This is a genomic window from Oceanobacillus sp. FSL W7-1281, from assembly GCF_037969835.1.
GTDB classification, from domain to species: Bacteria; Bacillota; Bacilli; order Bacillales; family Amphibacillaceae; genus Oceanobacillus; species Oceanobacillus oncorhynchi.
In genome coordinates, this window is sequence record NZ_CP150214.1 from 741,621 (window position 1) to 764,001 (window position 22,381).

The 22,381-nt window shown below is 38.8% G+C and carries 20 protein-coding genes; 10 read left to right on the top strand and 10 right to left on the bottom strand.

The annotated features are described in order from the left end of the window. Window positions 1-58: 58 nt before the first annotated feature. The 7 genes from iolE to MKX55_RS03730 form a co-directional block, all read right to left on the bottom strand. Entirely contained in the window at window positions 59-961 is a 903-nt protein-coding gene (gene iolE, locus MKX55_RS03700) for a myo-inosose-2 dehydratase (protein WP_339236154.1), read from the bottom strand. Between the two features lie 22 nt (window positions 962-983). Beyond that, window positions 984-2,900: a 3D-(3,5/4)-trihydroxycyclohexane-1,2-dione acylhydrolase (decyclizing) gene (gene iolD / locus MKX55_RS03705; RefSeq protein WP_339236157.1), complete on the bottom strand. Its 1,917-nt coding sequence runs from the start codon at window positions 2,898-2,900 to the stop codon at window positions 984-986. 47 nt (window positions 2,901-2,947) lie between these two features. Next, complete coding sequence (gene iolC, locus MKX55_RS03710; protein ID WP_339238408.1) at window positions 2,948-3,928, bottom strand: 5-dehydro-2-deoxygluconokinase; 981 nt, start codon at window positions 3,926-3,928, stop codon at window positions 2,948-2,950. Between the two features lie 97 nt (window positions 3,929-4,025). Then, window positions 4,026-4,844, bottom strand: coding sequence for a 5-deoxy-glucuronate isomerase (iolB, locus tag MKX55_RS03715; RefSeq protein ID WP_339236158.1), 819 nt, complete (start codon window positions 4,842-4,844; stop codon window positions 4,026-4,028). Window positions 4,845-5,275: 431 nt separating this feature from the next. After that, window positions 5,276-6,739 (bottom strand): CoA-acylating methylmalonate-semialdehyde dehydrogenase, encoded by a 1,464-nt coding sequence (locus MKX55_RS03720; RefSeq protein WP_339238410.1) that lies wholly within the window; start codon window positions 6,737-6,739, stop codon window positions 5,276-5,278. Window positions 6,740-6,817: 78 nt separating this feature from the next. After that, window positions 6,818-7,207, bottom strand: coding sequence for a tautomerase family protein (locus tag MKX55_RS03725; protein WP_339236159.1), 390 nt, complete (start codon window positions 7,205-7,207; stop codon window positions 6,818-6,820). 2 nt (window positions 7,208-7,209) lie between these two features. After that, on the bottom strand, window positions 7,210-8,022 hold the full coding sequence (locus MKX55_RS03730) for a DeoR/GlpR family DNA-binding transcription regulator (RefSeq protein ID WP_339236161.1): 813 nt from the start codon (window positions 8,020-8,022) through the stop codon (window positions 7,210-7,212). 449 nt (window positions 8,023-8,471) lie between these two features. Between MKX55_RS03730 and MKX55_RS03735 the strand changes: the two genes are divergently transcribed. From MKX55_RS03735 to MKX55_RS03775, 9 genes are all read left to right on the top strand, one after another. After that, complete coding sequence (locus MKX55_RS03735; protein ID WP_339236163.1) at window positions 8,472-9,515, top strand: Gfo/Idh/MocA family oxidoreductase; 1,044 nt, start codon at window positions 8,472-8,474, stop codon at window positions 9,513-9,515. Beyond that, complete coding sequence (locus tag MKX55_RS03740; RefSeq protein ID WP_339236165.1) at window positions 9,515-10,327, top strand: sugar phosphate isomerase/epimerase family protein; 813 nt, start codon at window positions 9,515-9,517, stop codon at window positions 10,325-10,327. Before MKX55_RS03735 ends, MKX55_RS03740 begins: the two co-directional genes overlap by 1 nt. An 89-nt stretch (window positions 10,328-10,416) precedes the next feature. Beyond that, window positions 10,417-11,829 carry a D-xylose transporter XylE gene (gene xylE / locus MKX55_RS03745; RefSeq protein ID WP_339236168.1) on the top strand — a complete coding sequence of 471 codons (1,413 nt, stop codon included), beginning with the start codon at window positions 10,417-10,419 and terminating at the stop codon, window positions 11,827-11,829. A 265-nt stretch (window positions 11,830-12,094) separates the two neighbouring features. Further along, entirely contained in the window at window positions 12,095-13,093 is a 999-nt protein-coding gene (locus tag MKX55_RS03750) for a LacI family DNA-binding transcriptional regulator (RefSeq protein ID WP_339236170.1), read from the top strand. Window positions 13,094-13,130: 37 nt separating this feature from the next. Then, the gene (locus tag MKX55_RS03755) at window positions 13,131-13,886 is read left to right on the top strand and encodes a DeoR/GlpR family DNA-binding transcription regulator (RefSeq protein ID WP_339236172.1); all 756 of its coding nucleotides are present in this window, start codon (window positions 13,131-13,133) and stop codon (window positions 13,884-13,886) included. Window positions 13,887-14,069: 183 nt separating this feature from the next. Further along, window positions 14,070-14,366: a PTS sugar transporter subunit IIB gene (locus MKX55_RS03760; RefSeq protein ID WP_339182522.1), complete on the top strand. Its 297-nt coding sequence runs from the start codon at window positions 14,070-14,072 to the stop codon at window positions 14,364-14,366. 2 nt (window positions 14,367-14,368) lie between these two features. Continuing rightward, window positions 14,369-14,680 carry a PTS lactose/cellobiose transporter subunit IIA gene (locus tag MKX55_RS03765; protein ID WP_339236174.1) on the top strand — a complete coding sequence of 104 codons (312 nt, stop codon included), beginning with the start codon at window positions 14,369-14,371 and terminating at the stop codon, window positions 14,678-14,680. A gap of 229 nt (window positions 14,681-14,909) precedes the next feature. Continuing rightward, window positions 14,910-15,929 carry a Gfo/Idh/MocA family oxidoreductase gene (locus MKX55_RS03770; protein WP_339236177.1) on the top strand — a complete coding sequence of 340 codons (1,020 nt, stop codon included), beginning with the start codon at window positions 14,910-14,912 and terminating at the stop codon, window positions 15,927-15,929. Window positions 15,930-15,963: 34 nt separating this feature from the next. Then, the gene (locus MKX55_RS03775; RefSeq protein ID WP_339182528.1) at window positions 15,964-17,556 is read left to right on the top strand and encodes a solute:sodium symporter family transporter; all 1,593 of its coding nucleotides are present in this window, start codon (window positions 15,964-15,966) and stop codon (window positions 17,554-17,556) included. Between the two features lie 60 nt (window positions 17,557-17,616). Here the strand turns inward: MKX55_RS03775 and MKX55_RS03780 are convergent, their stop codons facing one another. The 3 genes from MKX55_RS03780 to MKX55_RS03790 all read right to left on the bottom strand — a co-directional run bounded on the left by MKX55_RS03780 (window position 17,617) and on the right by MKX55_RS03790 (window position 21,283). Beyond that, window positions 17,617-19,041 (bottom strand): sugar porter family MFS transporter, encoded by a 1,425-nt coding sequence (locus tag MKX55_RS03780; protein ID WP_339236179.1) that lies wholly within the window; start codon window positions 19,039-19,041, stop codon window positions 17,617-17,619. Between the two features lie 99 nt (window positions 19,042-19,140). Beyond that, window positions 19,141-20,037 carry a sugar phosphate isomerase/epimerase gene (locus MKX55_RS03785; RefSeq protein ID WP_339236181.1) on the bottom strand — a complete coding sequence of 299 codons (897 nt, stop codon included), beginning with the start codon at window positions 20,035-20,037 and terminating at the stop codon, window positions 19,141-19,143. A gap of 106 nt (window positions 20,038-20,143) precedes the next feature. Beyond that, window positions 20,144-21,283 carry a Gfo/Idh/MocA family oxidoreductase gene (locus tag MKX55_RS03790; RefSeq protein WP_339182532.1) on the bottom strand — a complete coding sequence of 380 codons (1,140 nt, stop codon included), beginning with the start codon at window positions 21,281-21,283 and terminating at the stop codon, window positions 20,144-20,146. A 223-nt stretch (window positions 21,284-21,506) separates the two neighbouring features. Here MKX55_RS03790 and MKX55_RS03795 point away from each other — a divergent pair, with 223 nt between their 5' ends. Beyond that, complete coding sequence (locus MKX55_RS03795) at window positions 21,507-22,346, top strand: AraC family transcriptional regulator (RefSeq protein WP_339236183.1); 840 nt, start codon at window positions 21,507-21,509, stop codon at window positions 22,344-22,346. The last annotated feature ends 35 nt before the right edge of the window (window positions 22,347-22,381 follow it).

A 22,381-nucleotide genomic window follows, 5' to 3' on the forward strand; every position in this document is an offset into this window, starting at 1 on the left:
CGTACATTTCATGAAGAGGTTCACTCTAACATACTGCTTTTAAAGTGAACATCCTCATTTAGTTTGTGATTTTTTCGTTCAATACGTTTTCGTTAATATACTTGCGGGCCTTTAAAGCATATTCAAGCGGATGCGCAATTTCCGGATCCTGCTCTGCTTCAATCACAATCCAGCCCTGATAATTATTTTCCAGCAGCTTGTCATATACTTTTTTAAAGTCGATACCGCCATCGCCAGGTACCGTAAACATTCCGGCAAGAAAGGCAGAGCGGAAGGATAGACTGTCTTCTTCGCTCGTTTTCATGATATTGTCCCGAATATCTTTAAAATGCACATGCTTGATTCGGTGCATATGCTTCTCTAATAACGGCATGTATGCTTTATCAGAGGCGTAAATGTGTCCTGTATCATAAAGCAAGTGAACCAGGCTCGGATCGGTATTTTCCATTAAGCGGTCGACTTCTGCCAATGTCTGTACGCCGGTTCCGAGATGGTGATGATATACAAGCTTTAAGCCGTAACTGTCAGCGATTTCGCCAAGTACGTTCAAGCCTTCCGTAAGCTGCTCCCATTCTTCATCTGAAAAAGTAGGCTTATCAGCAAAAACATTCTTAGGTAAGCCTTGAATACTGTAGGTTTGTTCGGAAACAACAGCAACCGCAGCATCCACTTCTTTTAAATAAGCGCAGTGTTCATGGAATGCTTCCGATGCTTTCTCCACGCCATCTTGAATAATAAAGCTGGAGAACCATTGTCCGGCAATTTTTAAGTTACGAAGCTTTATTTCTTTTTTTAATGTTTTTGCATCAGGGAAGAAGCCGCCGACTTCTGTGCCTTCGAATCCGGCAACAACGATATCGCTCAATAGATGCGATAGGGTATTATCTTTTCCGATTTCCGGCATATCGTCATTTCGCCAGCCGATTGGTGCTATTCCCCAATGGATATCCTGTTTTCCCATTATTCATCACATCCAGCTTCCATTAATATTGTCTTGCATTATCGAGAATTTGTTGTCTTTCTGCAGCAGCTTTTTGTACACTTTCCTTTTCGGAAACTTCTGCTACCCCCACATTCCACCAGCTGCCATCGTAGCCGTCTGTCATTGTTTTTGGCAGCACTTTTATTTCAATCAGCGTGGATACGGTTTGTTTTTTAGCATCTTCCACAGCTGCTGTTAAATCTTCCAAGTTATTGACAGAATAGGTTTTTAAGCCATATCCTTCTCCGATTTTAGCGTAATCAATGTTCATGATTTCGTTATTCGCATTACGGAATTCTGTTCCTGTGCTTCCATTTCCGTGATCCATTTGTAAGTTATTGATGCATCCAAACCCGGAATTATCGAATAGCAGCAGGTTGATTTTTTTATCATATTGAAGAGCTGTTACAATTTCAGAGTGAAGCATTAAGAAGCTTCCGTCTCCTACAACTGCATACGATTCCTGTTCAGGCTTCGCTAATTTAGCTCCCAGTGCTCCTGCGATTTCGTATCCCATACAAGAGTAGCCATATTCTAAATGGAACGTGTTTGCCACATTGGCATTCCAAATCCGCTGCATATCTCCTGGCAGTGATCCTGCGGAAGAAATCACGATGGCATCGCTGTCGACCACATCGTTGATTTTAATTAATGCTTCCGTTTGTGTTAATTCTGTTTTTAGCGCATCGGCATAATCATTTAAAATTTCTTGATTGAAATGATCTGCGATTTCAGGTTTGAAATCATTGCGATTGAATTCTGTTGCAGCTAAGCGATTGCGCTCATTCTCCCACTCTTGTTTCAGGGAAGCTGTTTCTTCTCCATAGCTTGATTGGTAATCGCCAATATTTTTATTGATTGATTGCAATGCTGCTTTGGCGTCAGCCACCACTTGGAAACCGTCAAACTTATATGCTTGTCCGCGGTTTACATTGATATTTAAAAACTTTGTATTGTCAAAGTCAAACAACGTTCTGGATGATGTCGTGAAGTCTGTATATCTTGTACCGATTCCGATAATCAAGTCGGCGTTCATCACTGCTTTGTTCGCAGCGGAGGTACCTAAAATACCATTTCCGCCAAGATTATTCGGATGAGTAAACTCAACGGTTGATTTCCCGGCATGTGTTTCTACGATTGGAATATTTGCTTTTTCAGACAGTGCTACTAATTCCTCTCTTGCCTCTGAATATTTAGCACCGCCGCCGACTAATAGTACCGGGCGTTTACTTTGTTTAATGGCTGCAATTGCTCCGTCTAATTCACGCTGCGTCGGTAATTTACGGTCTACATAGTGAACGCGTTTATTGAAAAAGCTGACTGGATAATCATATGCCATCGCTTCTACATCCTGAGGTAAGCAAATCGTTGCTGGTCCAGTTGTTGCCGGATTCGTTAATACTTCAAATGCTCGGATTAACGCACTCATCAGCTGTTCCGGACGATCAATACGGTCCCAATATCTTGAAACAGCTTTGAATGCTTCGTTGGTTGTTAAATCTGTACTGTGTTCATGCTCTAATTGCTGCAGTACAGGGTCGGGCTGTCTGGTGGCAAATGTATCTGCCGGTAAGAATAGCACCGGGATATTATTTGCAAAAGCAGTTCCAGCTGCTGTTACCATATTCGCTGAGCCTGGTCCTGCAGATGCGGACACAGCAAAAATCTTTTGACGGAGATTTTGTCTGGCAAAAGCTGTTGCTGCATGAGCCATTCCTTGTTCATTCTTTCCCTGATAGCTTTTTAGACGTCCAGGATTATTTTCAAGTGCTTCTCCTAAGCCTAAAACATTACCATGACCATAAATGTGGAAAACACCTTCTACAAATGGTGTTTCTACGCCATCTACAGAGATATATTGCTGATTTAAGAACTTCACCAATGCTTGTGCAGTAGTTAAACGAATTTTTTCACTCATTTTATTCAACCTGCCTTTCTTTTCATGTTTAAAGTTTGAACATCCTTTTAAGAACGCTCGCGAATAAGCTGTTCAATTTCTTCTACCGTCGGCATCGCTTCGGAAGAGCTGTGCTTGCTGACAACGATGGAAGCAGATGCACTGCCGAATTTCAATGCCGTTTCATAGTCTTTTCCTGTAACAAGTGCATAAAGAAATGCAGAGGCATAGGAATCGCCTGCGCCAAATGTTTTTAATACTTTTGTTTTGTATGCCTTTCCGCGGTGAATGGTACCGTCTGGCTCATAGGCATAAGAACCGTCGACACCATGCTTGATGACCACAAGCTCGGTATTATGCTGGAATAGGTGCTGAACTGTTTTTTCATTGTCGCCTTCTGAATCCAGATTTTCCATCACGTCGTATTCGTCACGCGTACCGATAACGACATCGGAAAGCTCTGCAACAAGAGAATAATATACTGCTGTTTCCTCAGCAGATTTCCATGTATATGGACGGTGATCTAATTCAAAGATAATTTTGACATCATTCTTTTTTGCATATTGAACTGCTTGCAATACCGCTTCACGAGAAGGGCTCTGTGCCAGGGCAGTACCGGAAACAAGAAGGATTTTCGCTTTTTTGATATAATCTTCGCTTACTTCGGTGGAATCTAAATAAAGATCCGCTACTTGATCACGATACATTAAAATGCTGCATTCTTCCGGGCTTAAAATTTCTGTGAACGTGAGTCCGGATTTATGTCCTTCTGTATCATAAACGATATTAGAGACATCAATTCCTTTTTCCTCCATATATTGTTTGATAAAGTTTCCGTGCTGATCTTTTGAGATTTTGCCGATAAATCCAGCTTTCAGTCCTAATTTTGAACTGCCAATAGCGATATTTGCCGGAGAACCGCCAACGTATTTTGTGAAAGTCATTGTTTCTTCCATCGGACGGTTGTATTCGTTTGCATTCAAGTCAATCGCAGCGCGGCCAATCGCAATAATATCGTATTCTCTATCTTGATTAAATGTAAGTGCCATGCGTTTCGCTCCTTTTTCATTACGGTTTATTTTCATAGGAGAATCGCCCTCGCCTCTTTCTATAAGAATAGAGGAGAGGGGGACGATTCAAAAATCATTAGTCTCGATCAATGATCCATTCATGAGCTTTTTCGTTATGGAATTTCCAGATACGTTCCGGTCCGGCCATGACGTTTAAATAGTAAGCAGCATAACCGTCTGGCACGCCTACTGGATGGTAGCCTTTAGGAACAAGAACAACATTGGCATTTTCTACAGCCATGGTCTCATCTAAAGAACGGTCCTCTGTATATACACGCTGGAAAACAAACCCTTGCGGCGGGTCCATTTCGTGATAATAGCTTTCTTCTAAGAAGGACTCGTTTGGAAGATTGTCCTGGTCATGCTTATGCGGAGGATAGCTGGACCAGTTAGCTGTTTCTGTAAACACTTCTACAACAAGCAAGCTGTTTGCAGAAGGGTCAGAGTCCGGTAAAATATTGTGCACTTGCCGTTTGTTATTATATTTTCCGCGATGCTCTACGCCGTTATCCTCTGCTTTAATCAGCTTGGTCGGCAGCTCCTTATCGGATGGAGCAAAGCATAATGCTACACGAGCTTTCGTGTCAGCTGTAATGGTAACTGTTTTGTTATGGGAAACATAAACGCTGTCTGTCGGTTTACGTTCAAATACGCTTTCGCGGGTACCAATATCAGAGAAGCTTTGATAGCCATCTGTGACGGTGATTTTTCCTGTTAATGCGACAACACAAAGCTCTAAGTTCGTCAGCTTTTCGTCATAGCTGGTATTTGGTTCTAAATCTACTACTTTAAAACCGACATAATGAAGGTGGGAATTTTCTTCTGTCACTTCATGAACAAGTGTTACGCCGTCTGCTAATTTGTTATTTTCAGGTTTTCTTAATAAATGACTCATAAAGAACTCCTTTCGATATGGAATGAGGCTGGGACTGGAGATACAATGTTTTCAGGTTAGTGCGACCGCTGCGGAAAAACACTACGCTTTCCATGGGCTTGCGCTCAGCCTCCTTTAAAGAAGACTTAGCGATTGGCAAGCCGACAGGCGCAGACAGAGCTAAAGTCGCCCTTATGCCCCGAGGGTAGAAAAAAAGAAGTTCGCTTTTTTCTGCGGGGTCTTCACCCTGGGACTGCGATTACTCGCCCCACCGAAGACCATTGCGCTTTCCCATAGGAGTCTCCGTGTTTTTCCTCCGCTAGTTAGTATTATTACTATACTATTTGTATCACATATAATTTTTATAAAATTTATTAACCTGACAACATTGGCTGGAGAAAAAATACCCAGCCTCATGTTTTATTTAAAATCTAGTAATCTGTTTTGTTGAATTATGAAAAATCTGGTTCAGGGTAACGAGCGGTTACTACTTTTTTACGTGTATAGAAATCGACACTGTCTTTTCCGTTTGCATGCAGTGTACCGAAGAAAGAAGACTTCCATCCGGAGAATGGGAAAAATGCCATCGGTGCTGGTACACCTAAGTTGATTCCTAACATACCTGCATCGATGTTTTCACGGAAATAACGTACAGATAATGCGCTTGTAGTGAATAGGCAAGCCCCGTTAGCGAATTCAGATTGGTTAGCGAATTCAACCGCTTCTTTTAAGTTTTTCACACGTACGACAGATAACACTGGAGCAAAAATCTCATCCTTCCAGATTGTCATATCTTGAGATACGCCATCAAAAATTGTTGGACCGACAAAATAGCCATCTTCATTTTGTTCGTTACGTCCGTCGCGAACTAGTGTAGCACCTTCTTCAATTCCTTTTTCAATATAGCTCAGTGTACGCTGTTTTGCTTCATCGCGGATAACTGGTCCTAAGAAGACACCCTCATCCAGACCATTACCCATTTTGATGTTGTCAGATGCTTCTTTTAATTTTGCGATAAATTCATCTGCAATGGAATCCTCTACAGTTACAACAGCACAAGCCATGCAGCGTTCTCCGGCGGAACCGAATGCAGCGCTGATTACTTCTTTTGTAGCTAGGTCTAAGTCAGCATCTGCCAATACCGTAGAGTGGTTTTTCGCGCCAGTTAATGCTTGAACACGTTTTAAGTTCTCACTTCCGCGTTTGTATACATATTCTCCAACTGGCTTAGAGCCTACGAAGGATACTGCTTTTACAGTAGGGTGGTCTAAAATGCCATTCACCACATCATGTGCACCATTGACGATACTAAATACACCTTTTGGAAGACCAGCTTCATCTAATAATTCTGCAATTCTTGCTGCAAGAATCGGTGTTTTTTCAGACGGTTTTAAGATAAAGGAGTTACCTAAAGCAATTGCCATTGGGAACATCCAGCATGGAACCATCATTGGGAAGTTAAATGGAGCAATTCCGCCGACAACTCCTACAGGATAACGATAGTTTGTAGCTTCTACATCGGTTGCAATCGTTGCAAGAGAATCTCCCATCATTAATGTCGGTGCACCAGCAGCGAATTCTACGTTTTCAATACCGCGTCCAACTTCGCCTAATGCTTCGCCAACACTTTTTCCGTTTTCCTGCGTAATTAATTTTGCTAATTCTTCTTTATGCTCTTCTAATAGATTTTGATATTTAAATAGAATGCGGGCACGTTTGGCTACAGATACTTTTTTCCATTTTTCTTGAGCAGCCTGAGCAGCCTGCACAGCATCTTCAAAATCCTCTGGAGTAGAGATTGGCACCTGTGCTAATACTTCTTTTGTTGCTGGATTATAAACATCTTCATACTTATCTGTTTTACTTTCGACCCATTCACCATTGATAAAGTTCTTTAGTTTTTTAGACATTAGGATATGTCCTCCTTTAATATAGTAGATTTATATTTTATTCTCTAAAAAATTAGAGAAAATAGATAACTTATTTGAAAAATGCTAGAGGTCACCGGTTAAAAATTGTGCCTTGCCAAATCCAAAGCTCCATTCTCCGGCGCCATTCGTGACAAAGGTAATCATGACATCCTTTGGATCGATCTGACAGTACTGCTCTAACCTTTCTGTCAGAAGCTGATAAAAGTCTTTCTTCATCTTGTCCGTCCGCTGTGTACTGATGACGGTAAAAAGGATGACGTTATCACTTCTCTCAAAGCCGAGCCCGGTGTCCTTCATAATCATTTCGTAGGGTTCATGCTGTGTTACAACCTGGTAACGATCACCTTCAGGGACATGAAACGCTTCCAAAACAACCTGATGCGCCACATCCAAAATTTGTTTGATTTCCTCCGGTTCTCGACCTTTGATTAAATCAACTTTAATTAGGGGCATCTCTACACTCCTTCATTTTGATTTGCAATAACAAGCTCGACATTATAATTCTTACAATAGTCGATATACGCTTGACCAGGGCGCTGGTCTGTAATCAGATAATCCAGCTGGTTCAGATTGCAATAAGTAGTTAAAGCGACTTTATCGAATTTTTGATGATCAACTAACAACAGCTTCTGCTCGATTTGTTCCGCTAGATAAGATTTCAATTCGCTTTCCACAGGAATAGAGCTCGTTACGCCATTTTTGATAGAAATCGCAGTAGCAGCTAAAAATGCTTTGTTAATATTATAATTCTTTAGAATTTCCTGTGCCTGAATCGTTGTAAACGACTGCGTTCTGCGGTTAAGCGCGCCTCCCAGACTATAAACAGTAAGGTTTTCATAAGGCATCGTTCTCAGGATGAAATCAATATTATTCGTTACAATCGTGATTTGTTTGTCCTGAATATATTCAATGAGCTCTAATACGGTTGTTCCCGTATCTATAAAAATAATGTCCCCATCTTGAATAAAGTGGGCAGCCTGTTCCGCAATCCTTTGTTTATTTGGCAGATTCTTTGTCTGCCGGTAAGTGAAGGAGGTTAAAGGCTTGGTGATATCTTTGTTTGGCTGTTTTTCTTCAGCAGGCTGATTAACAGCTGCTCCGCCATGAACCTTAACAATGTCACCAGTCTTACATAACTCTTGCACATCATTACGGATAGTATTTTTAGAAACTGCAAATTTATCAACGAGTTCATCATAAGAAGCTCTTTGCTTGAGCGTAATATATTCTTGTAATGCAGCGATACGCTTCGATTTGATGTTGATCACCTCTTTTCTTACATCGAGTATAACACAATGAATCCAAAAAGTTAACAAGAAATAACCAAGAGTTTATAATTTATTTGAGCATTTTGTTGTTTTGTTGATGTGGCGGTATTTTTGGATGCGTTTTCTTTTGGAAGGATGGGTAAGTTAATGTTTATTGAGAGTTTTGCTCTGCAGAAGAGCATTAGATTGTGTTTATGAAATTTATTAGAACAAAAATGACATACTGAAATAGAAAGATAGACTTTGGTTTGTCTTCTTTTTGGTCATTAGAAGAGCTAATACGAGTCTTTTGATAATAATAAAGAAACAAGTTTTTGGAAAGTGTTTTCCTATAGTGTTTGCATGTGTTTCTGGTTTATTTTATATAAATTAATATTGACATGAATCGAAAGCCTGTTTATAATCATCGTCATAAGGAAAACACTTTCCTAAAGAGGGGATGAATTTTTATGAAAACATTAAATATAGGATTGATAGGTGCTGGAAGAATGGGGGCGTTTCATGGCCAAACAATTGCGCAGCGTATTCCTGGGGCGAAATTGTATGCGATTGCAGACCCATTTCCACAATCTGCTGAAAACGTATTACAACATATTGGAGAAGAAGCTAAAATTTATACAAATCCTTTAGATTTAATTCAAGATTCTGAAGTAGACGCCATTGTGATAGTTTCTCCAGCAAGAACACATTCGGAAAATGTTATTCAAGCGATTGAACATGGAAAGCCCGTTTTCTGTGAAAAGCCAATGGCAGTTTCGATAGAAGAGATGAAAGCGATCAAAAAAGCTGCAAAGAAAAATCCTGTACCGGTCCAAGTTGGTTTTAATCGTCGTTTTGAAAAGGGTTTTGAACAAGCGCATCAAGAAATTGTTGATGGACAGCTAGGGGACGTACAGCTGCTTCGTTCAAATACGAGAGATCCAGAGCTTTCTGGTCCAGAAAAGAAACCGGAATGGACGATATTTTTAGAAACATTGATTCATGATTTTGATACGTTGATGTACTTAAATCCAGGAGCGAAACCGGTAGAGGTATATGCGAAAGCAGATGCGCTTATCCGGCCGGATTTGAAGGAAAACGGATTATTGGATACTTCTGTGGTGACGATAACGTTTGATAATGGATGTATTGCGGTAGCGGATGCCAGCTTTCAGGCTAAATATGGATACGATGTACGTGCGGAAGTATTTGGTTCGGAAGGAATGATTACGTTAGGAGATATCAAAACATCCAGCATGCAAAAATTTAATACAGCTGGAGCAAGCTACCAAACTACCAGGTATGATCAGGATCTTTTATTTGATGCATATGTTGATGAATTAAAGCATTTTGTGAAAGCGGTACAAAATGAAGAAGTAATCCCAAAAGTATCTATTGAAGATGCAGAATGGGCATTGTATTTGGCACTGGCAAGTATTGAGTCTGTGAAAACAGGTCTCCCTGTAAAAGTAGAAGATGTTATTTCATTACAGTTAAAGGAGGAAGTAATGTAATGAGAGAATATGGGCTATGCTTATGGACGTTTGGAGATGTAGATACACAGAAAAAGGTAAAGCTTGCGAAAGAGATTGGTGTAGATGGTGTTGAAGTGCAAGGAAACTTAGAGGATGACCCTGCGGAAATAAAAGAATTACTGAAAGAATACAACTTAAAGGCTTTATCTGTGACCCCGGATAATGTTGATATTTCAAGTATTGATGAAAAGGTCAGAGTGGATGCTGTTAATTACTTTCTGAAATTATTAACCTGGGCAAAAGAGCTGGGAGCAGATAGGATTTGCCTTCATGGTGAAGTTGGGAAAATAACAGGATCAGGTAACTCGGATAAAGACTGGGAATTGCTTGTGAAAAGTACAAAGCAAATAGTGGAAAAAGCAGAAGAACTCAAAATGCCTATTGTTTATGAGGTGCTTAATCGTTATGAAAACCATCAAATAGTCACGTCCAAAGAAGCAAAAAAATTAATAGATGAGATTCAAAGCAAATACCTTACTATTTTATTAGATGCTTATCATATGAATATTGAAGAAAGCTCACCTGTTCAAGCATTGAAGGATGCTGGAGAAAATTTGGGCGTTTATCATATTGCTGACTCCAATAGACAAGCTATTGGTAATGGACATGCAAATTTAAAAGAACAGGTAGCTGTTTTAGGAGAAATCGGTTATACAGGTCCTGTGATTATGGAAATGACAGCTGCCGGACCTAATCCTTTTACTCCTGTGAAAGAAGGGGACTACTTAGGTGTTATTACAGCATATTATCGTGCGTCATTAAAGCAGTTGAAAGAATGGGAGAAATACTAAGGTTTCAGCGCTTCTGAGGCGCTGTTTCCTTCAAATGAATGACAACGCTTTCCGGGAAGGTATTTAAAAAGGGGAAGAGGGGTAAGTACATGAAGAAAAATACAAGATATATTGTTACATTAACATTGATTGCCGCTTTAGGAGGATTATTGTTTGGTTATGACACCGCTGTTATTTCTGGAGCAGAGCAATCCTTGCAAGTGTATTTTATGGAGAGTCTCGGCTTAGGGACATTCGCACATGGATTAACTGTTTCCAGTGCACTGATTGGTTGTATTATCGGAGGGTTGATCAGCGGATTTCTTTCTAACAGAATTGGACGAAAAAATTCCCTGTTAGTGGCTGCTGTATTATTCTTTGTTTCTGCTCTGTTATCGGCTTATCCAGAATTTTTATTTTTCACAAAAGATAATCAGACAATGGGACTTTTCATTATGTTTAATTTTTATCGTATTATTGGAGGGATAGGAGTAGGGTTAGCTTCAGGTCTGGGGCCTTTATATATTAGTGAGACTTCCCCAGCGAATATTAGAGGGAAATTGGTAACATTAAATAACTTAGCAATTATATTCGGGATGTCTTTTGTGTATTTTGTTAACTGGAGAATCGCGGCAGGGCAGGAATTAAGCTGGATTCATGATATAGGCTGGAGATATATGTTTGCTTCAGAAGCAATTCCAGCCCTGTTATTCTTTGGTTTGTTATTCCTTGTTCCGGAAACACCAAGGTATTTAATCTCTAAAAATAAAGATCAGGAAGCACTGACAATACTTGAAAAAGTGAATAACTCGAAGGAAAAGGCAAACGCAATTTATCAAGAAATCAAACAAACCGTTGATGTAAAAAATGTTCGAGTGTTTTCTTATGGAAAATTAGTTGTGATTGTTGGTATTTTATTAGCTGCCTTTCAACAATTTGTAGGCATCAATGTTATTTTATATTATGCTCCAAGAATTTTTGCGGAAATGGGTGCGAGTTCAGATGGCTCGATGTTTCAAACGGTGATCATCGGAATCGTTAATTTTATCTTTGTATTAATTGCAATGCTGTTAGTTGACAGAGTCGGAAGAAGATTGTTAATGATTGTAGGCTCTATTGGTATGGCTGTAGGAATGTTTGGTGTTGCTGCGCTGGCCTATCTTGATCAAATGGGGATTGGTGCACTTATCTTTATCTTGATTTTTGTGGCATTCTATAATCTATCATTTGGTCCGTTGATGTGGGTATTAGCCTCAGAGCTGTTCCCTAATAAGGTAAGAGGCCAGATTATGGCAATCACCGTTGTAGCAAACTGGGGTTCGAATTTATTAATATCTTCTACCTTCCCTTCTTTATTAGAATTTGGGGCAGGATTTGCTTATACATTCTATGGCGTTATGTGTGTACTCGCACTATTGTTTGTTCTAAAGCTTGTCCCTGAAACGAAAGGGAAAACATTAGAAGAAATTGAAAAGTATTGGGAAGATAAACAGGCGAACTCGCAGCAGAACAAAGCAGTATAGGTAAAAAAAGAACGGATAAAAAGCTTGGTGTAGTTTACAACTATATCAAGCTTTTTTAGCAGGTAAGAAAGCATAAACTTTCTTACTGCATAAGTGTAACTAAGGTTGTCACCTAAAGGCTTGGTGACACCAAGTTTTCTAATAATTTTAAAGAATAGTGAAACAAGAACCGTTCTGCTTCTATGGCATCTACAAGTTGTTTACTGTAGAATTAAAGTTACTATGATAAGAAAACGATACATGATAAGAAAGTAGGGAAATGTTCTTGAAAAAGAAGCGACCGACAATTTATGATGTAGCTAAAGAGGCTGGAGTTTCTATTTCCACCGTTTCTAAAGTAATGAATGGTACGGGCAGTATTGCAGATAAAACGAAGAAAAAAGTGGAGGCAAGTATGCAGAAGCTAAGTTATCAGCCAATTGCTGCACCTGCATTGCAGAAAAGACTGCAAACAATTGGATTATTAATTCCATCTATCGCTGATCCTTTTTCTGCAGAAATTGCCAGGAAAATTGAAGATAATGGACGCAAATATGGGTTCAGTTTAATTGTTTGCAGTACAGATAATAATCTTGATAAAGAAAAAGAGTATATTGCTATTCTTCGCAAAAAATATGTAGACGGTATTATTATTGCGACCGGCTTGAAAAATGCGAAGGCATTACAGGAGTTGAAAAACAGTAATATTCCTATTGCACTTTTATCCCGGGAAGTTCCTTCGCTGCCTTTGAATACAGTTTTAGTAAATGATTATTTAGGAGCTTATGAAGCAACCTCTTATTTAATAAAAAGAGGTCATCAGCGGATTGCGATGATAACAGAGGACATGTATTTTTCATCTGTAAAGGCAAGGGTAGATGGGTATAAGCAGGCGTTGGAGGATGAGCAAATGGAAGTGAGCAAATCACTTATTTCAATAGATAATTCCAGCTTTATGGATGCTTCGCAGTCAGCTGAGAAGCTGGTAAACATGAAAGAGGCGCCAACGGCAATCTTTGCTTCTACAGAACCTTTGGCAATTGGTGCCATGCAAGGAGTTCGGGAAGCAGGTCTTAAGATTCCTGATGATGTATCTATTGTTGGTTTTGATAATTCTATTCTGGCTCAGATGTGCTACCCGCAGTTGACAACTGTTGCACAGCCGACGGAGGAGATGGCTGAAAAAATTGTTCAGCTTCTAGTAGAGGAAATAAACGGAACGGAAAAAGTGAAGCAGCGAATCGTATTAGCTCCGAGATTAGTGATTCGGGGGACGGTGGAGTAAGGCCGGCAGTAATAAATTCTTAGAAGGAGAATGCTATATGATGAAAGCGCAGCGGGTAACTGCAATACTTGAGTATGTGAAAGAAAAAGAATCTGTATCACTTGATGAACTTGTAGATCGATTTGGTGTTTCTAAAAATACAATCCGACGGGACATTCAGGAGCTTGTAGATGAAGAACAATTGGTGAAGGTTTACGGCGGGGTGTCTATTTCAAAGCCGCTGACCGTTCCGTATCAAGACCGGAAAGTTAAGCAATTCCATGAAAAACAAAAGCTTGCAAAATTAGCAGCGGAATTTATTGAGGATGGTGATATTATATTTATTGATTCGGGAACTACTACCGTAGAATTGCTGGATTTTATTAAGTATAAAAATATTACTATTGTCACCAACAATCTCGATTTCACATTGGATGCCAGTGCTTATCCAAATTTGAACATTTATTCAACCGGCGGTGTTTTCGAGCGTTCTACAAGATCTTACGTCGGAACAGAAAGCGCAGAGGTTATTCAAAAGTATAATTTTAATAAAGCTTTTATGGCTTCGACAGGACTTTCACTGGATAAAGGAATAACGAACTCTTCTCCTTTAGAAACACAAGTAAAGGCAAAAGTAATCCAAAAAAGTGAGCAAGTATTTATTCTTGTAGACCATACAAAATTTGATAAGTATGCATTGACTACCTATTGTAATTTTGATGACATTGATTATTTAATAACGGACCAGGAACCTCCGAAAGCATATTTAACACATAGTGAACAAAATCAATATGACGTAATTTATCCCAAATGATTTTGTAAAAGCCTCTATAAAAAATGATTGTATGCAGAAAAATTGTATTCTTAGGGTAAACTCTTTAATATAAAATAAAACTTCACACTGTGAAAGGGTGCACAATCATCAAGAAATTTCTATTTCCATATTTTAATTGCACGAATCAGTGTGACGAATATAACTAAAAAAGAGGTGTAACGGATGGAAAAAGTGATTGTAGTATGTGAAGCAGGGATAACAACCAGTTTATTAGTAAAAAAATTAAATGACCTTGCGCAAGAAAAAGGACAGGATATTGATATTCAGTCTAAAAGTCTGGAAGAAGGCTTGGATTACGTGAAAGAGCATGATATAGATGTTGTATTATTAGGGCCCCAAATTCATCATAGCGCTGAGAATTACGAAGCTTCAACAAATGCAAAAGTGGCTAAAATTTCAGTGAAAGACTATAACAACATGAATGTTTACAGCATTTTTGAACAGATAAGAGAGGCGTAACAATGGCAATCGATATAGAAGTATTTATGCCTTTGATTACAGAAGCTTCTCAAGCGAAAACGTTAGCCTATCAGGCATTAGGTCTTGCAAAAGAACAAGATGTGCAAGGATATGAAGCAGGCATCGCTGATGCTAAACAGCATTTGATAGCTGCTCATAAAAAACAGACGGAGCTTTTGCAACTGAACAGCCGTGAGCAGCAGACAGATATCAATATTTATGTCATTCATGCGATGGATCATGTGACAAATGCTCAAATGATTTGTGATATGGCGCAGGAATTAGCAGAGCTTCATTTAAAAAATAAATCATAGAAAAAGATTATCCTGTAATTGGTATATGCCATTACAGGATTTTTTTATAAAAAAAGAGGTGTCCAGTGAATTTAGACATGCAGATACTAGTCAAATTGATTACAAAAGATAACAATAAATTAATCATAAATTGATAGAAACTTGACTAAATATTAATTTTTATAATAGTATATAACATAGTAACAACGTAAGTGAACATATCTATAAGTTTAACAAAGGAGAATTTTAAATGAAAACGCTTAAAATTGGTGTTGCAGGATTAGGAAGACTTGGCCTGATTCATGCAGAAAATATCTATAATCTAAAAGGAGTCGAATTGACAGCGGTTTCTAATTTAGATGAGGAAGTAAATAAACAGGTAAAGGAAAAATATAAAGTCCCAAATGTTTACACAAATTATGAGGAAATGCTGGAACAAACGGAGCTAGATGCTGTTTGTATTGTTACACCTTCTGGATTCCATACAGAGCATATTCGTTTAGCATTGAAGAAGAATTTGCATATTTTTTGTGAAAAGCCAATTGGTTTAGAAGTAGAAGATATCAAGCAAACGATAGATGAAATTGAGAAAAGTGACCGCATTTTTCACTTAGGATTTATGAGAAGATTTGATGAAGATTATCTATATGCGAAAGAAATGATAGATAGCGGACAAATTGGAGATATTTCGTTAATTCGTTCCTATAGTATTGATCCGATTCAAGGGTTAGACAGCTTTGTCAACTTTGCTAAGAAGAGTCCAAGCGGCGGGCTGTTCCTGGATATGAGCGTCCATGATATTGATGTGATCAGATGGCTGACCAAATCCGAAATTTCAACTGTTTGGGCAACAGGAACGAATAAAGCTGCGCCGGAATTGAATGAGCTGAATGAATTGGAGTTAGGAACAGTTACCATGAAATTGGACAACGATGTAACCGCTTTGCTGGTTGCTGGACGTACAGCTTCCCATGGTTACCATGTAGAAACAGAAATTATTGGAACCAAAGGCATGCTGCGAATTGCTGCATCTCCTGAAAAAAATAAAGTAGCCGTATTTAACGAGCATGGCGCAGTCCGCCCTTCCTCTCAGCATTTTCCTGAACGATTTGCGGAAGCTTATGTAAATGAATTGAAGGACTTTGTCCGCTGCATTCGAGAAAATCAACAGCCTGAAATAACTGCTATTGATGGTTTAAGAGGAACAGAGGTAGCGTTAGCATGCCAAGAATCATTTGATGAAAATAAATTAGTGGATATTCAATATTAAAGGACAATGCACATCATTTTAGGGGGAGAATAAATTGAATTTATTTAGTATTATCAGTTTTGTTGTTGTACTGCTTTTGATCTATCTTTATGCTTTTTATCGGACAAGAAGTATCGATAACAAAGATTCAGAGGGTTACTTTTTAGGCGGGCGTTCTCTTGTCGGAACAACTGTTGGCATGACGATTATTATGACCAACCTATCAACAGAGCAATTAGTAGGGCAAAACGGTCAAGCCTATGTAGCCGGTATGGAAGTAATGGCTTGGGAAGTAACTGCTTCCGTTGCTATTGTTATGCTAGCATGGGTGTTTTTACCAAAATATTTTAAATATGGTGTAAATACCATTTCTGATTTTATTGAAATCCGCTATGATACATTTACAAAAAGGATTGTATCCGTTCTCTTTATATTCACCTATGTTATCAGCTTTATGCCTGTTGTTTTATATTCTGGAGCGTTGATTTTCAATGATCTATTCGGAATTGAGCAACACTTGGGTATCAGCAGAATAACAGCTGTCATTATTATCTCGACAGTTATTGGTTTAGTTGGTGTTACTTATTTATTCGTCGGGGGACTTTCCCTGATAGCGCATAGTGATTCACTATATGGCATTGGCCTATTGCTTGGCGGTATGACGATTACGGTTTTAGGGTTTATCGCGTTAGGCGAGAACAGCTTCTTTACTGGTTTAGACCGATTTTTAACCAATTCCCCTGAAAAACTGAATGCTTGGGGAGCATTGGACTCGCCCATTGTACCTTGGCCGACATTATTCTTAGGAATGCTCTTTAATAACTTATATTTTTGGTGTACAAACCAAATGATTGTTCAAAAAGCACTGGCCGCGAAAAACTTAAAAGAAGCGCAAAAAGGTGCTATGTTTGTTGGATTCTTTAAAATATCAGGTATGTTTTTCTTAGTAATCCCTGGGGTTATCGCCTACAATATGTTTGGTGAAGGCATGCAAATGGATCTTGCTTACCCTGCATTACTAGCAGAGGTGCTGCCTGATTGGGCTGCCGGCCTATTTGGAGCAGTAATATTTGGAGCAATTATCAGCTCTTTTGTTGGAGCACTAAGCGCTACTGTTACTTTATTCAGTTTAGACTTCTATAAACCGGTCATTAATAAGCAGGCTACAAACCGTCAAATTGCGAAAGCAGGAAGAGTTTTGACTATTGTTATTGGTGTTATCGTTGTTTTGATTGCACCGTTGATTTCTCTATTTCCACAAGGGTTATATGCAGTCATTCAAGAATTTAATGGTCTTTATAGTATGCCGTTATTAGCTATTATTTTAGTTGGTTTTTACTCTAAAAAGACATCAGCTACAGGTGCAAAGGTTACATTGATTTTCCATATTGTTGTGTACGCATTGTCTAAAGTAGTTATTCCGGATATCCATTATCTATATGTTTGGAGCGTCCTCTTCTTGTTAGATTTAGCTATTCTATATTTCTATAGCGTAAAGAAACCGTCTCAAGAAGGATTCCAATTCGACAAATATCAAAACAAAGTGGATATCACGCCTTGGAAACATGTTAGATGGGTTGGTATTTTAATCTTACTGATTGTAGTAGCATCTTATGTTGTCTTTTCTCCGCTTGTATTGGCTAGATAATTGATTTAGAAAGCAAACGCCTTTGTTAGAGGTGTTTGCTTTCTTTCATGTTTGGATTAATTACAATACTGCCTTTTTATCAGTGCTATTATCTTCCCAAATCTGCTCTAACTCTTCCAATGTTTTTCCTTTCGTCTCAGGAACATACTTCCAAATGAAGATAACTGCAAGCACACTCAATACACCGTAAATCGAGAATGTCATTCCGCCTAATACATCATGGATTGGCGGGAACGTGGAAGAAATCGTTAAGTTGGCAATCCAGTGTAATGCAGTTGCGATAGATACAGCTTGTCCGCGAATACGGTTCGGGAATATCTCGGATACAACAATCCATGTGACCGTGCCCCAGGTTAATTGGAAGCTGGCTACATACAACAGCATAAAGATCAATGTTGAAATGCCAAAGACTTCAAAGTATGCCAGGATAGCAACCATAAATAAGTTAAAGGCACAAAGTATGGAACCGCCGATGAGCATCGGTTTTCGTCCTATACTGTCTACTAGAAGAATCGCTGTTGCCATAAAGACTACGTTCACAATACCTACAATTACCGTTTGCAGCATCGAGGCGGATTGTTCTGCTCCGAGCTCTGCAAAAATACGCGGTGCATAATAGAGAATAACATTGATTCCAATCAGCTGCTGAAAGATAGCAACCATAATTCCAACAAACAAGACAAGTTTGCCGTACGTAAAGATGCTGATTTTTTTAGCGGATTCAAAGCGGACGGATTCTTTGATATCTGCTAATATAGCCTGTGCTTTTTCTTTTGATCCATTTACTTTCTCTAATACAATGGCTGCTTTATCGTATTCCTGCTTCAGTGCCAGATATCTTGGTGTTTCTGGTACGGATAATAATAATACGAAAAAGAGCAGGGCAGGTACTAACTCCGAAGCAAACATATATCTCCAGCCAAGGTCATCAATCCAAGCAAGTGATTGACCAGAAGCAATATTTAAGTTAACAATATAAACAATCAGAGCACCAATTCCGATGGATAGGGTGTACAATGCTACATATTTACCGCGGCTCTGTTTTGGTGTTAATTCACTGATGTAAACTGGCGCAATGGCGGATCCGATTCCAACACCGATTCCCCCGATAACCCGATAGACGTTAAACATGAATAATAGGCCGAGTGTCGGGTCATCCTTTGTGAAAAACAGAATTTCCGGATACGCACTGGTGAAAGCGGATACAGAAAATAGTATTGCTGCTAAGATTAAGGTCTTTTTTCTGCCAATCTTATTTGCTAGAAATCCAGAAATGAATCCGCCAATCACACAGCCAATCAAAGCACTGGATACTGTAAAACCATGTGTGAAGGAACCTAAACCCAGCGGCTCGATCAAGTATTTTTGTACGGATTGCTCTGCCCCGGAAATAACTGCTGTATCATATCCAAATAAAAATCCTGCTAATGCGATAATCGGCACAACGGTAAGAATATAGCGGTTATTATTTTTTGGTTTACTCATTTTATTTCCTCCCATTTTTAATACCATAATAGCTATTAAATGAGAGATACCATGAAGTAATTCTTCATGATATCTCTTTTTCCTGAGAATGACTTCTCTCTATTTAGTCACTGCCTTTTTCTTAATCAGTCCGTCTACATAATCATACGTTCTTTTCGCAATTGGATAAGGTTTATCAAATGGGGCAGGGTACATATCCTGCTCAACAACTGCCCATCCATCAAAATCAATATCCTTCAAGACATCGATAAATGCTTCAAAATCAACTACCCCTTTTTCGGGCTCACACATAATATCCTCACTGACTGCTTTGGCAAAGGACCAGTTTTCCTTTTGCATTTTTTCTCTTATTTTCAAATCACAGCTTTTAATGTGCAGATATGGAATACGCTTATGATGCTTGCGCATAAATGCAACTGCATCCCCGTCTGTATAAGCATGATGTCCTGTATCTAAGCAAAGATTCACATCACTGTCCTGCAGCAATCTTTCAATTTGTTCTTCTGTTTCGATATGGCTTTGCGCATGCGGGTGGAAAACAACCTCTAAGTCATATTTTCTTTTTGCATGATCTTTAATTTTATCTACATTGTTGACGAACTGCTTCCATTCTTCATCATTTAATTCTGGTGAGCGGACGAGCTCTCCGGTAAATAAATCCGTATAGCAATCATCGATTAGCACAACATATTCTGCTGTTGGAAATTTCAATTGCAGCTCGCTCATCTTGTCCAGCTGCTGGATCAGTTCATCCGTACTCGTTTCAGATGTTAAATCGCCAACCAGCGTGGTTGCTACTAAGTCTAATTGACGCTTGTCCAATTCTGCTTTTAATTTGCTGTACTCATTTGGCAGATAGCCCCATGGGCCAAGCTCCAGACCGCTGTATCCAGCATCAGCCATTTCGTCTAAACAGCGCTCCCACGGTGTTTGTTTATTATTTTCCGGAAACCAAACTCCCCATGAATCTGGTGCGGAACCTAATTTAATATTCATACGTAACTCCTCCTGACATATATTGTTATCGCAATGTAACGGATCCGATTGGTTCAACTGTTATTCAGCGAGAGTAAATAGAACTCCCACTGAATGTAGTTTCATTTTATACTTGAACTGTATTTTTTACTTGAACCCAATTTCTCTGTTCTGCTGATTTTAAAATAGCGCTTACGGTTTGATCGATTTTCGCCCCAAATTCAAAATCACATGTGTACGGTGTGTTTTTCGTTACAGCAGATAATAATTCATGCGCTTCTAATATTTTCATGTCATTGTAATTGATGGAGATTCCAGCAGCTGGGTGGAATGCGCTGTACCCTTTGTGCTCCGGATTTAATAAGACGGTGCGAAAGCCGCGGTCTGCCTCATTATCAGAAGTGAAGTAAACATTCACTTCATTCATTCTTTCCAGCGTATAGTGAACAGACCCTTTTGTACCCTGAATTTCATAAGCTAAATGATTTTTACGGCCGGAAGCAATTCTGCTGGAAGAAATCGTTCCAATTGCACCATTTTCATAATTGGTTAAGAAAGAGATAACATCTTCATTTTCTACTTCTTGTAATTCCTCCGAACCGGCTTGAGCCGGGCGTTCTTTAATAACGGTTTGGGATATCGCATTGACACTTTCCATATCTCCTAAAATATATTGAGATATACTTAGTAAGTGAGAGCCAAGATCTCCTAAAGCACCGGAACCGGAGAATTTATTGATATGTCTCCAGGTGATTGGGAGCGATTCATCTAATAAACCATCCTGGTCATATGTTCCAGTGAATTTAACAATCTTGCCTAGTTTTCCTGCTTCTACAAGCTCTTTAACATAAGCGTTGGCAGGATTCATCACGTTATTATAGCCGACATAGTTAACAACGCCTTTTTCTTTGGCAAGCTCTGCTAGTTCAACCGATTGTTCTGCTGTCAGTGTTAATGGTTTTTCACAATAAGTATGTTTTCCATTCTCTAAAGCAGCTTTAGCAATGTCGTAGTGAAAAGCATTAGGTGTTGCAATATCAACTATATCAACATTTTCATCTGTGACAATATCCTGCCAGTCGGTTGTATATCTTGAGAACCCAAGCTGATTGCAGGCTGCCTGTGCTGCTTCCACGCTTACGTCCGATACAACTTCAAATACAGGCTTTCCATATTCAGAGCCGAAAGCCATTAAAGCGTTTACAAATGAGTTACTGTGAGCTTTACCCATCCATCCTGCGCCGACTAATCCAATTCTTACATCCATATTAAATACCTCCTAGGTAACTTTTTGTTAAGTTTTTATTAACTCTGTTTCTAACTAGAATACTATTATAGATTTTTAGACAAGTCATTAGTTAATATTGCTTTAAAATTTAGGAATCTTGCTCTTTGGTATTTTAGCAGTCTATTTGGTATAATTTTTATAAAATAGTTTTCCAAACAGCTGCGGGCTGTATTAAGTTGGCTGAACCTAAGGAGATATGCATATGCAAATTGAAGATAAAGGAACCGTAGAGCCATCGAAAATGTATTTTGCAATGACCAATGAATTTGCAAAAAAAGCACTTTATTATGTCATCAACTCTGGCAGGTTTTATTGCAATACAAATTATCAAATTAGAAGAGAAACACTGGACAGCTTCCTGTTCATTTATGTCAAAGAGGGGAAACTGGCAATCCAGTATGACGGCCGCTCTTTTGTTGTCCAGAGCAATTCCTTTGTGTTTTTAGATTGTCACCAACCGCATATGTACAGAGCCATTGAAAATAAAACGGTATTTGATTGGTTCCATTTTGCTGGAAATGCTAGCAAAGCATACTTTGAACTGCTCTATGCAAAAAATGGCTGTGTGTATAAGCTTTATGAGCAGCATATTTTGCTGAATTTGATGGAGAGAATTATAAAAATGACGGAAGAAGATAATGTGGAGGAGCATCTCGCCTCGATTTATATTCAACAGATTTTATATGAGCTGAATCAGTATTCTAATCCATCCGATCAGCAGATGGAACATAAAATAAAACAGGCGATTGCTTATATGGAGGACGCTTTTCAAAAGGATATCAAGCTGGAGGACATTGCGAGCCATGTATACTTAAGTCCATATTATTTTTCAAGAGTATTCAAAAAATCAATGGACAGCTCGCCGATTCAATATTTGATTAACTATCGGGTGAACCATGCGAAAAAGCTGCTGCATCATACCGATTTATCAATCGAAGAAATTGCAGCGGAATGTGGTTTTAATAGTGCTTCTCATTTTATAACAACATTTAGGAAAAATGTGGATATGTCTCCAAAGCAATTTAGAGCTATCTTTTTTTAGGGGAAATGTATTGCAGTAACGTATGACTACTGCAA